This window comes from Treponema sp. OMZ 798, assembly GCF_024181385.1.
Lineage (GTDB): Bacteria > Spirochaetota > Spirochaetia > Treponematales > Treponemataceae > Treponema_B.
The window spans coordinates 1,901,276-1,913,577 of sequence record NZ_CP051305.1; the positions used below are offsets into that span (position 1 = coordinate 1,901,276).

Below are 12,302 nucleotides of genomic sequence, written 5' to 3' on the forward strand. Positions count from 1 at the left end.
ATCCATATAAACTTCGCGTATACTGATAGTCATTTTCTCCATACTTAGGAGCAGGGCCATACACACTTCCAAACACCTTATACATACCAACTCCCCAAAGGCCTTTAGCATGTAATGCCCCAGCACCTTTTTGAAAATCATCAAATTCCATACCAAAAAGAGCAGCATTCATTCCTGCTAAAATATTGCCAGCTTCTCGTAATGTTACATATTTACCGTGAAATAAAAAACCATGATATGAAAAACCTTCATGGCCAGGGTATTGTGTTTTTATATCAAATTCTTTATTAGGAAGAGATAATCTGAAGGTCTTATCTTTTCCATATGATTCCGCTTTTGCATGTAGATCATCAATATAAGCATCTATAGATTCTCCTAAGATCAATTTACCAACTGGTTTATTAGTATCGGGGCTAATAAAGGCATCCCAAAACAGAGTTTCACCAACTACTTTCCATGGATTTTCATTATCAATAACACTCTCTTTTGACAATGGTCCTTCAATATTTTCATAAACGCCATTCCCGCTCCATTGATAGATATTCAAATCTCCATCATTAATCACATTTCTAACTAGACCATCTTGATCTATCCATGTAGATCTCCCATCTGGATCCACATACTTAATAGGGTTATTCCCCGCATAATGATACACGTGTAAGTTTACAACGTTAAACACGCCACCCATTCCTGCAAGTTTGGACGGATCCGTTCCCGAAGAAGGAATATACTCCCCTAATGCAGGATCACCTGACAACCACCTACTATACTTCGGATCAAGATACCTAGCTCCATAATAGTATAATCCCGTTTCCTCGTCAAGCTCTTTGCCTGTAAACCCACGGCTTACGCATGAAAAAAAATAGCCGATATTTAAAGTATGAAAACATTAAAAGAATATTTTAACGAACTTAATGATAATCGTCAGTCGGGCAAAGTAAAACATCTAATCAGCGAAATATTGGTAATAGCACTGTGTGCTGTTTGTAGCGGAGTTCAAACTGTATTTGAAATAGGGGAATTTGCCGAAGTAAAAAAGGATTGGCTAAAAAATGAGGTAGGACTCTTGTTAGAAAATGGAGTTCCTTCGCACGACACCATAGGAAGAGTCCTTGCGATGATTAATCCCAAACAATTTCAAAGCCTTTTTATCTCGTGGATTGAACAATCCCTTAATATTCCAACAGGTTCATACATTCACATTGACGGAAAAACATTACGTGGAAGTGCAAGTGAACAAAGGAGAGGTATTCATTTGGTAAGTGCATTCGCTCACGAAGCGGGAGTTGTATTAGGACAAATAAAATGTGCTGAAAAATCGAATGAAATCACAGCAATTCCTGAACTCCTTAACCTTTTAAAACTAAAACACTCGATAATTACTATAGATGCCATGGGGTGTCAAAAAGAAATAGCGAAAGAAATCACAAAGAAAAAATGTGATTATGTATTGGCTCTAAAAGAAAATCAGCCGGCAGCGTATAATGATGTAAAAGATTATTTTTCTATAGAAGATAAAGACTTTCAAAACACACTTTTAAGATTTGAAACCTTGGATATAGGGCATGGCAGAGAAGAAAAAAGAGAATACTTTCTTTCAACTAATATAAACTGGTTTGCAGATAAGAATAAATGGGCAAATTTAAAGAGTTTTGGAATGGTCAAAAGCACTGTAAGGTGCAAAGGCAAACAATACAGTGAAAAGCGTTACTTTATTAGCAGCATAGAGGATATAAATGAGTTTGTAACAGCTGTAAGAACACATTGGACAATAGAAAACACTTTACACTGGTCGCTGGATGTAATATTTAGAGACGATGAATGTCAAATTCGAGAAAAAAATACTGCTGAAAACATAGCAATTTTAAGGAGGATTTGCTTTAATCGAATAAAAATGTATCAAAATGGTAAAACTCTGAAAAGGAAGAAAATGCTTTGTACTTTTGATGATTCATTTAGGTTTAATGTTTTATTTAGCTAAGGAATTCATGCGTAAGCCGTGTCAAAAATGTCAATAATTTATGTTAATAATAATTATAACAAAAGTAAATAATAATTTTATTGAAAAACCGGCAAAAATCGGCAAAGCATACCCCTGTACAATAGTTTAAATTTTTTGTATATTAGTTTTCGTAAACGAAAAAATTTTAGGAGCTTACATGAACTTTATAAATGAAACAAGCGAAAACAAAAAAAATAAAACTGACGATAATGATGCTTTGATGCAAAAATTTCTTAATACACGCCAGATAATTTTGGCAGGAGAAATAAATAAAGAACTTTCCGAAAAAATTGTACGCCAGCTTTTGCTCATGGAATCCCTTTCTGCAACAAAGCCTATATACATTTATATCGATTCTCCCGGAGGAGATGCCGATGCAGGCTTTGCAATCTTCGATATGATAAGATTTATCAAGGCTCCGGTATACACAATAGGCATGGGCCTTGTTGCCAGTGCCGCCTCTATCATCCTTCTTGCAGCAAGCAAGGAACGCCGTTTCGGAATGCCTAACAGCCACTACCTCATCCATCAGCCCCTATCAGGCATAAAAGGCGTTGCAACCGAAATTGAAATACACGCTAAAGAACTTGAAAAGATGAGAGTCAAAATCAATAAGCTCATCGCAGAAGAAACAGGTACTGATGAAAAAAAGGTTGCAAAGGATACCGACAGGGATTGTTGGCTAAATGCCGAAGAATCCGTAGAATATGGTCTTATTTCAAAAATAGCTAAAAACCGAAAAGATATCCCTGAAAAGTAATAGCGCATAAAGCCCAAACAGAAGAAGCTCGGATGCATACATTAACTGTATGCATCTTTTTATATCCTCATCTTCAATTTCAAAAAACTCATCCCCTATAAACGGTTTATCGACAAGAACTCCGCCGTAATAATTCGGGCCGCCTAGCCTCAAACCTAAAAGCCCTGCAGCAGCACTTTCAGGATGAGCGGAATTAGGGCTTGAGTGCTTTCTGCAATCCCGCCGCCAAATCTTAAAACCCGTTTTTATTACAGCTAGTTTTGACATTATTTTGCTTGAAGCTTTCTTTTGTGAGCCGTCTTGCCCCTGCTCTCGCAGTTTACAAAAAAAAGAACCTGCAAGAATGAGCAAGGCCGAAAGTCGGGCCGGAAGATAGTTTACAAGGTCGTCAATCTTTGCCGGAAAAAAACCTAAGTCGGCATATTTTTCATTTTTATAACCGAGCATAGAATCCATAGTATTTACAGCCTTATAGGCAATTCCTCCTGCAGGACCTAAAAGCATCATAAAAAACAATGGGGCTATAACACCGTCGCTTGTATTCTCGGCAATGGTTTCAACACAGGCACGGCTAACACCCTTTTTATCCAAAGACTCCGTATCTCTCCCTACAATATTCGCAATCTGCCTTCTGCCTTCTTCAAGACTTATCCGAAGAGCCTTAAAAACTTTTATAGATTCTTTTTGAAGGCATCTGGCTGCAAGGCAGGTATAGCTGACCCACACGGCAAAAATAAGGTATAAAACCTTGTAAGGATATAATAATTTTAAAAAGAAAAAGACAAGGTAAAAAGTAAAACCAAGATTGAAAACAACTATTAAAAGTCCTGCAAACTTTAAACCTCTATGAGACCTAAAACAAAAACGGGCAAGGGCTTCTTCTTTTTTTATCAAGCTCCCAATAGATTTTACAGGATGAGGAAAAGAATAAGGGTCGCCCAAGATAAAATCAAGAATAATTGCAAAAAATAGAACAAAAAAATTAAGATGCGAAAAAATAAAATCGGAAAGATTAAAAAAATTAAAATTCATTTTAACTTATGACGCTAATCTAAAACAAAACCGTCCTGCCTTTTTAAAGCCAAGACGGTTTTTTTATAAACAAAAACAAATTATTTTTCTTGAAGGTATGAAGCCTGAATCCAGCCTTTTTTTTGCTTGTTTTGTACATAGTACCATTCTGTTTGAGAGCCGTCACTTTCAGCAATGACAACCTTCTTTACAGCAGAAAGAATGGTGTCGGCCTTTACAGATGCCAATATCCTTACATCTCCGTCTACAGTAGGAATACTTAAAAGATCAATATCTTGTTTTGCTGTAAATTTTTTGTCAACTTTTTCGGCTTCAAGCTTCTTTAAAAAAGCAGTCTCAGCATCCATCACTTGAGCAAGATTTTGTAAAATTGCTATATCATCACTATATCTGGAATTCATTTCAATAGCGTTTTGAAAAAGCTCGGCTCTGCTTGTTTCACTTTGAGTTTCCATTGCAATTTGCGCAAGAACCATAGCATCGACACTCGGCGTTTCAAGCTCAACAGTTTCCCGTTTTAAATACTTTTCCTTTACTATCCACGATGTTATCAACTCAGGACAATATGCTGCAATTTTTACGAATTTAGTGTTTAGGCTATCTTTATAAACAGCAACAATAAAATATTGAGGTATGATTTCATCTGTGACTGCCGTTAAAGAATCCGATTTGTATAGGACCGTATCTGTAGAAGAAATAAAGGCCGGCACTGTATTCGGCTCATAGCAATAGTCTTGAATCCAATATTCTTTATCTTTTAAAGAAATATGAAAGAATACACGCTTTTGTCCATCAGTTCTTTGAGCTTCTTTTTTTTCTCCGAGATATAAGGCTTTATCTCCCAATGAAGCTTCTGCCGTCCATTTCATTTTACCGTCCTCGGTCTCGGTATAAAGCCCTGCACGATGAACATAGATAACACCCTCTACTTTTAAATCTACCTCAGTTTCTTTAGAGGGTTCTTTTGATACATCATCTGTTTTTTCAGTTTTTACAGGATCGGATTTTTCACTTACATTTTCTTTTGCACAAGACACAAAAACAAATAGTGAAACACACAATAATAAAACAGCTTTTTTAATAAAATTTACTCTCATAAATAACTCCTTATTTTATATTCAATAATTCAAGTTCAAAAACCAAATAGGCATTGGGAGGTATAACTCCGCCTGCACCGGCTTCACCATAGGCAAGATGCGGCGGAATAATGATGATCCTTTTTTCTCCAAGTTTCATCTTAGAAGCTTGAGAGTCGAAGCCCGGTATAACCTGCCCTACTCCTACGGGGAAATCTAAGGGTTTGTGCATATCTGAATCATCAAAGACTTTTCCATTTTCTAAAAGAGAGCCCTTATATTTCATTTTTAAAGTTTGTCCCTGCTTTGGGGTATCTCCCTTACCTTGTTTTATAACAAAGGAATATACCCCGTCATCATCCGGCTTTGCAGGAGGATACTTAGTTTTAATAAGATCTTCCATTTTCTTTACAAGGGCCTCTGCTCTGCGCTTTTCACTTTCCTTAGTTGCTGCAAGATACTTGTAAAAAGCTTCTTGATCAGCTTTAAAAGATTTTGCCTCATCGCCGGTTCTTATAATTTTGATCGTTTTCATTTTATCGCCTTGTTGAACTGCATCTACAACATTTTGACCTTCAACAACCCGTCCAAAAACGGTGTGCTTACCGTCAAGCCAAGGAGTTTCAACATGGGTAATAAAAAACTGAGAACCGTTAGTACCGGGGCCTGCATTAGCCATCGATAAAACACCCGGGCCGTCATGTTTTAAACTTTCAACAATTTCATCAGGGAATCTATAACCGGGACCTCCCGAACCTGTTCCGGTAGGATCGCCGCCCTGAATCATAAAATTTGCTATTACTCTGTGGAAAGTTAGACCGTCATAAAAGGGTTTTCCCTTTGCAGCATCAAGAGTTCCTTCTGCCAATCCTACAAAATTGCAGACCGTTAATGGAGTCTCTTTGTAAAAAAGCTTTAGAACAATCAAGCCCTTATCCGTATCTATAGCCGCATAGAGACCATCTTCTTTTAAAGCTTCTATATCCTTTAAACTACTCATATTTTTATCTCCTTTTTCTGAGTTAGAATTTGTTATTATAATAGCAGCAGCCGTTCCGGCAACTAAAATCATAAACACAATTGCTATAACCATGATCCAAAGTTTTTTCATTTTCATTATTTCCTAAATTATCAGAATTATTTTTTTTTGGTACTATATTCAATACCTTGCTCGGCACATTTATATTCATCCATAAACCAATTATACACAGCCATTAACCTCGACGAAAAAGCTCTTTTTATCCTGCCGCCTATAAAGGGTATTGTAGGAAATTTTGCGGTACTTAAACAATGTATTAGAATATAATCGTCAAGATCATATACAGCCAAAGACAAGGCCATTGCATCAGGCTGAAGGGCTATAAGACGCACATCGGGATGAGTGATCTTCTGGGTATTTACACATATCATACCGAAACCCTTATCTTGTTTTAAATATCGGTATTTATAAATAAAATCTCCAAAGGTTGCATCGATTTGACGGGCAAAAATTTGCAAACCGTCAAATTCCTCATTTAAAGGATCGTCTATACGTTCATAAACAACACCGCTCGAAGTTTTTACTTCTTTTACTGCATGGGAAGTCAAATAAAGGGGCCTCATCTCCTGCATACTGTTTGAAAAGTATTCAATACCTTCAAGTCCCGAAATATGACGCAATATTTTGGACACATCAGGCTTATTTGGACCTTCTTTTTTATACAAAGATATAAATTCGCCCAAAAAAGCGGGTTTATTTTTCGACAATAAAGGCGACATTTTTTCCGAAAGAGCTGAAACAGGCTGCATTTCGGGTTTCATATTTGAAGCTCCATATTTGAGCTTAATTATTTCTTTTTTTTGAATAAGCTCGGAAGCTATCTTTGGATCAAGGATATCTGAGAGTCTTTTTTCAATACTACGTGTATCTACATCATTGTTTGAAAAAATCGGAAACAGGCAGACTGCAAAAAAAATGAACAGCGTTTTAATTTTTTTCATAAAAATCTCCTAAAATTCATGATTACCTCTACGAGGCATTGAGCCCACCTGCTATACTTATATACCTTTGTAGAACACGCGAACCTGTTTATATAAACCACTTCCCTCGCTTTTGGTTTCAATATCATTTACGGCATTTAGGGTTGTGTGTATAATTCTGCGTTCATAAGGGTTAAGAGGTTCCAAAAGCTGAGATTTCTTTGTCATGCGCACCTTATCGGCAACATCATAGGCCATACGGATAAGAAGCTCTTCCCTCCTCATTCTATAGCTTTCACAATCTACCGATACGCGTGCACCTGCATGACCGATAACTCCGGCATATACATTTGCCAATAGCTGTATAGAGTCAAGATTTTTACCCTTCTTACCTATAAGCATGGCGGCATCTTTAGAGTTAATCCTATAAGCAAAATGCTTTTTGTCGCAAGCAATTAATGAAACGGAAGAATCATAACCTATCTTTTCAACAAGGGTCTGAATAAAGAGTCTTGTTTTTTCGGCTCCTTCAGAAATATCTTCGGCAGTTCTTAAATCATTATCTTCTTCAAGTTTTTGATCATCTTCAGACTGTTCGGAATTATTTCTCATGTTAGCCCGTAAAGACTCATCAACATGTACCCGTATCTTTGCATGGCCTTTCTTAAACAAAGAATTTTTTTGAATTTCCAAAATTTCAACATCAAACTGATCTTTTTCGAGACCGAGCTTGGCTACCGCAATATCGATAGCTTCACGCTCTGTCTTTCCTTCAAATTCATATATCATATCTATCTCCTAGTATCAAAATAATTATTCTTTGTGCTTCATGGACTTATTTATTATAAGCTGCTGTAAAAGCATCAAAATATTGGAAAAAGTCCAGAACAATAAGAGTCCCGAAGGTGCATTATAAAAAAGGAAGAAAAAGAAAATCGGCATAAAATAAAGCATTATCTTCATAGAAGGATTTTGCTGAGACTGTCCCGGTGTTTGTGTCAACTTACCGTGCAGAAGTTGAGACCCTGTGTAAATGATGGGCAGCAATCTCAAATCCGTCCAATTTAAAAACGGAATAGTAAAGCCGAATTTCAAAATACTGTCTCCTAAAGAGAGATCCGGTATCCAGCCGGGAATAAAGCTGGCTCCTCGGAATTCAAAATAGTTATTGAATAATCCGAACATTGCAAACAAGAAGGGAAGCTGAATAAGAAGAGGAAGACAGCCGGATGCCGGATTATAACCTGCTTCTTTATAGAACTTGACCATCTCTGCGTTGAGCTTTTGCGGATTATTCTTATACTTCTGCTGCAGCTCATTAATCTGAGGCTGAAGCTCCTGCATACGTTTTGTTGCTTGTGAACTTTTTTTGGTCAGCGGGAAAAAGATAATGCGCATAAAAAGAGTAAGCAAAAGGAGGGCAACACCCCAGTTAGGAATAATTTTATAAAAAATTTCCATAATGAATTTTAAAACTCTTTCCAAGGGAGCTAAAAAACCGGTTGAAGCGGCAAGCCCGTCTATTCTTAAATTTTCATAACCGTAATTATTTGCGGCCGGAGAATTATAAGAATTTAATATCTTTTCGGAACTCGGACCTATATAAACCCTGTATTGATCATAGGCTGCATTCCCCACAATCGGCTGCCTTGAAATAAAAAACTGCGAATTGTGAAGCTTTGCACCGTCTTGTTTTATACCTGAAAAGAACATTTTTTGAATCGGATCTTTAGGGATAACTATAAAGGAAAAGTACTTACCTGAAACGCTTACCCATGAAGCCAAATCGTTTACAGCCTTTGTTTTCCCATCGGTAATGCCTCTATCTTCTCTTTTCTTTTCATTTGCAAAATAAGAAAGAGCCCTGTATTCATACTTATCGTTTACCTTATCCCATTCAGGACCTATCTGGGGAGCGCTCCTCAAAGTATAGGCGCTGTCACCAAAGGCCAAACCTCTCATTCCGTCTTTTCCGTCGATAGTTACCTCCAGGGTGAACATATAATCGCCGGGAATAAAGGTGTAGCGTTTTGCAAGCGTAAACACGGATTCCGAGCCGTCTGCATTTTTTATCTTTATATCTCTATAAAAGCCGATCTGCTTTCTTCCGTCTTCAAGCTTGTCTTCTTTTACATTAAAAAGAAGATCCACAGCCTGAGCCTCAGGCCCGCCAAAGGCAAGAGAAAGAGCTCTATTTTTTTCGGTAACATTATCTATCATTTCGACACGCTCGTCGCTTCCGGCTGAAGCATGTTCTTTCAATTTATAAGAAATAATGTCGCCGCCCTTGTTTGTAAAAACAGCTCTGATAATATCGGTTTCGACTACATAGGTTTCCTCTCTGGAAGGAAAAACGGAATCTGCAGCAGCTTCAATCATCAAACTTGAAATTTGATTTGAAGATGATTGAAAGGTATTTTCAGGTGAAGCAGCATTTTGCCCCTGATCCTTTGCAACAGGTTTTTGGGGAACATTATACTCGGCGGGGAAATATTTTTGCTGAATATACATCCAGCCTCCAAGAACAAGCATTGATAGCACAACAGCCAATACGGTATTTTTTTTCAATTCTAACTCCTAAATTTTAACCCTACAGGTTAATCATCATTATGGAACAGGGTCGTACCCTCCCTTAAAAAAAGGATTACACCTCAAAATCCTAAGTAAAGCCATACCGGTACCTTTAAACGGGCCGTATTTTTTTATACTTTCGATGGCATACTGAGAACAGGTAGGTTCATACCTGCATGCAGGCGGAAAATGAGGAGAAATAGCCTTTTGATAAAAGATTATACAAGCACACAAAAAACTTACTAAAAGTTTTCTCATAAAGCCTCATCATTATACATTTTTGCTTCTGAAAAGAGGGTGGTAAGTTGTTCTAAACGGAGAGAGTAAGAGTCCTTCTCTGAAAAAACCAGCAGGATAAAATCGTTTCCCGTTTTTAACCTATGTTTTATATGCCTATAGGCCTCTTTTGATATTCTCCGAGACCTGTTCCGCATCACTGCGGAACCGAAACCTCGTCGAAAAGTACATAAAAATCGATTGTACTCCAATCCATTAGGCAGAATGAACAAACTCACTCCTTTTAAGCTCAGTTTAAGGCCTTTTTGAAATACAGCCTTAATACGTGATCGATCTTTTAACCGTTCTTCTCCGGAAAATGTAAAATTACTCACTTAAGAGAGAAAATTAGAACGGTTTTTTTTCGTCGGAAGCTGAAAGCTTGCGTCTGCCCTTTGCTCTGCGGCGGCTTAAGATAGCACGTCCGCCCTTTGTTTTCATAAGTGCACGGAATCCGAAGCGTCGAACCCGTTTTGTTTTACTTGGTTGATATGTCCGTTTCATAAACTAGACTCCTTATATTGTAGAATGGGGTTTCCATTCAAAGATTTCAATACAATCCCGTTAAGGATAATACACATTAAAGATTGAGGATTATATCAATTAAGGGGATAAAAGTCAAGAGTGCTGAATATTCTTAATATTTTAAAATATCGTAGTATTGACTTTTTCGGGGGGGGGGTATAATGGAAGAGAGTTTTCATATTTTGCAATAAGGCTGTTTTCTAAACGGATTTATGTAAAAGTGTGAAAGCTCATAAAATCATAATCCTGCAGAATGCAGAGCAAGGAGTTTTTATGAAACATAAGAATTTTGTTTCAATGGCCGCACTTTTAATTTTAGTTTTAAGTGCCGTATTTTTGGTTACAGCTTGTCCTACTGGAACAGGACCCTCAAGCGGCAGCAATTCGGGAGGAACGCTAACCCCGCCAGCCGTCAGTGCAGAGGAAACCGAGTTGACAGCACTTTTAGGAAAAATAAGTTTAGATAAAACTATTATTACCGCTGCCTCTGAAAGTATTACAATTTCCAATTTACCCTCAGTACCCGAGGTAAGGGCTGACATAGCTTCAAATAACATCGAACTTATCGAATATGAAGCACCTAATCAGTTGAAGGTCAAAGCATTACCTACGGAAACCGCAGATGTAAAAATTACTATTACCCTAACAAAAAACGGTATTTCAAAATCAAGGGATTTTACCGTAAAAGTATTTAAAAGCGGAGATACCCCCACAGAAGATGACTATTTCAATACCTTAACTATTCCCACAACGGTAAGCGACGATTTTGATCTACCTAAAGAATTAAAAAATACAGAGAGCACAGCAATTACTTGGTCAACTGAAAATGAAAATATCATAAAAATTGAAAACTCAGGAACAAATCCAAAGGCCCTAATTGCGTTTGATATTGTAGAACGTAAAGTTAAACTTAAAGCAACAGTAAACGGAAAATCAAAAAAATTTGAAGTTACAGTTTTACCTGTTGTAAAGATTGAAATTAACAATGGTCCGAACGATAAAAAAGTTTATGAGTTTACACAAAACGGTATAACTATAAAAGAATTTCAGGATGATAAGCTTTTAAGAGGTAATCTGTACTCATACACATTAGATGACACAAATAAACAAATTACCGTAAGACTGACATCTGCTTTTTCACCTGAAGGCACATGGATTACCATTGAAGAATACTATAGTCTTATGACAGACATGAATATTACTGCTCTAAAAAATCAGTTGGAAGGCATTGATGCTCTTTTGAGTAAACCCACTATAAGTATCGCGGAGACAAAAGAAGTTCTTAAAAACTTTTCTCATGAAGATATGTCAGGATACACTGATGAAGAATTTTTTAACGAATTCCTAAAAGACGCCCTTGATATGGAATATAATGAATTTACAGCTCTTTCCCCTCAAGAACAAACAGAGAAAATAAAAGCCGTACTTATAGAAGAAAAAAAAGAAATAGCTATGAGTGTAGGATTACCTGAAAATGCATCAACGGAGGATATATTAGCTGAATTTAAAAAACAATTTCAACAACAAGCCGCTCAACAGATAAAAGAAGCCAAAGAACCTCACACCTATTCTTACTCTATAAGAAAAGACTCGGAAGGCAAGCTCTACTTTGGAACAACCGAAGTTTACAATCCTTCAAAAGCTTGGTATGAAAATAGAGGGCATTGGGATTATCATCCGGCATCTTCTGAAACCTCTTGGATTTCCGATATGTATGCAAGGAAATTACCTAATGGAATAATCAAAAGCGATTTATCAATACAAGAAGATCAAGGAGGGCACTATAATCACAAGCACTACAGAGGCACAATCACAGGAAGCGGTCCAGACTATACCTTCAACGGCAGCCGAGAAGATAATCCCGGAGAACAAATAACTGCAACAATTACCGATAACAAAAATGGTACTATAAGAGTAAAAGTTACCTCAGGAGGAACAGCTGAGTCAACATTAACTTTTAGAGGACATTCCTTATAATGTTTTATAGTTAAATATTATCTATAAATTAAAAAAATTAAAGCCTGCTTTTAAGTTTTTCTTAAAAGCAGGCTTTTTAACATCTAGTACATAAAATAAAAATATGATAAAATTAAAAATAGAT

12 protein-coding genes and 1 pseudogene are annotated in these 12,302 nt (G+C 36.8%); 3 read left to right on the top strand and 10 right to left on the bottom strand.

The features are described from left to right. Positions 1-559 precede the first annotated feature (559 nt). A pseudogene (locus tag E4O07_RS13515) lies at positions 560-838 on the bottom strand (RHS repeat-associated core domain-containing protein); the annotation flags it as partial. Between the two features lie 42 nt (positions 839-880). On the opposite strand from E4O07_RS13515, the gene E4O07_RS08835 reads away from it, so the two are divergent. Both E4O07_RS08835 and E4O07_RS08840 read left to right on the top strand, forming a co-directional pair. After that, complete coding sequence (locus E4O07_RS08835) at positions 881-1,981, top strand: ISAs1 family transposase (protein ID WP_253730556.1); 1,101 nt, start codon at positions 881-883, stop codon at positions 1,979-1,981. A gap of 178 nt (positions 1,982-2,159) precedes the next feature. Next, positions 2,160-2,762 carry an ATP-dependent Clp protease proteolytic subunit gene (locus E4O07_RS08840; protein ID WP_253685085.1) on the top strand — a complete coding sequence of 201 codons (603 nt, stop codon included), beginning with the start codon at positions 2,160-2,162 and terminating at the stop codon, positions 2,760-2,762. On the opposite strand, the gene cbiB is transcribed toward E4O07_RS08840, so the two are convergent. The 9 genes from cbiB to rpmH form a co-directional block, all read right to left on the bottom strand. Next, positions 2,721-3,794: an adenosylcobinamide-phosphate synthase CbiB gene (gene cbiB, locus E4O07_RS08845; protein WP_253685086.1), complete on the bottom strand. Its 1,074-nt coding sequence runs from the start codon at positions 3,792-3,794 to the stop codon at positions 2,721-2,723. The genes E4O07_RS08840 and cbiB overlap by 42 nt on opposite strands. Positions 3,795-3,874: 80 nt before the next feature. Continuing rightward, entirely contained in the window at positions 3,875-4,891 is a 1,017-nt protein-coding gene (locus E4O07_RS08850) for a hypothetical protein (RefSeq protein ID WP_253685087.1), read from the bottom strand. A gap of 10 nt (positions 4,892-4,901) precedes the next feature. Continuing rightward, positions 4,902-5,981, bottom strand: a complete 1,080-nt coding sequence (locus tag E4O07_RS08855) for a peptidylprolyl isomerase (RefSeq protein WP_253685088.1) — start codon at positions 5,979-5,981, stop codon at positions 4,902-4,904. A gap of 26 nt (positions 5,982-6,007) precedes the next feature. Next, a complete protein-coding gene (locus E4O07_RS08860; RefSeq protein ID WP_253685089.1) occupies positions 6,008-6,850 on the bottom strand; it encodes a DUF6675 family protein in 843 nt (280 codons plus the stop codon). 57 nt (positions 6,851-6,907) lie between these two features. After that, positions 6,908-7,618, bottom strand: coding sequence for an RNA-binding cell elongation regulator Jag/EloR (jag, locus tag E4O07_RS08865; RefSeq protein WP_253685090.1), 711 nt, complete (start codon positions 7,616-7,618; stop codon positions 6,908-6,910). A gap of 24 nt (positions 7,619-7,642) precedes the next feature. Further along, positions 7,643-9,397: a membrane protein insertase YidC gene (gene yidC / locus E4O07_RS08870; RefSeq protein ID WP_253685091.1), complete on the bottom strand. Its 1,755-nt coding sequence runs from the start codon at positions 9,395-9,397 to the stop codon at positions 7,643-7,645. Between the two features lie 39 nt (positions 9,398-9,436). Next, positions 9,437-9,658 (bottom strand): membrane protein insertion efficiency factor YidD, encoded by a 222-nt coding sequence (gene yidD, locus E4O07_RS08875; protein WP_253685092.1) that lies wholly within the window; start codon positions 9,656-9,658, stop codon positions 9,437-9,439. Then, on the bottom strand, positions 9,655-10,011 hold the full coding sequence (rnpA, locus tag E4O07_RS08880; protein WP_253685093.1) for a ribonuclease P protein component: 357 nt from the start codon (positions 10,009-10,011) through the stop codon (positions 9,655-9,657). The genes yidD and rnpA overlap by 4 nt, the downstream gene beginning before the upstream one ends. Before the next feature lie 13 nt (positions 10,012-10,024). Then, positions 10,025-10,180, bottom strand: coding sequence for a 50S ribosomal protein L34 (gene rpmH, locus E4O07_RS08885; RefSeq protein ID WP_044979600.1), 156 nt, complete (start codon positions 10,178-10,180; stop codon positions 10,025-10,027). A 294-nt stretch (positions 10,181-10,474) separates the two neighbouring features. Here rpmH and E4O07_RS08890 point away from each other — a divergent pair, with 294 nt between their 5' ends. Then, the gene (locus E4O07_RS08890; RefSeq protein ID WP_253685094.1) at positions 10,475-12,178 is read left to right on the top strand and encodes a hypothetical protein; all 1,704 of its coding nucleotides are present in this window, start codon (positions 10,475-10,477) and stop codon (positions 12,176-12,178) included. Positions 12,179-12,302 lie beyond the last annotated feature (124 nt).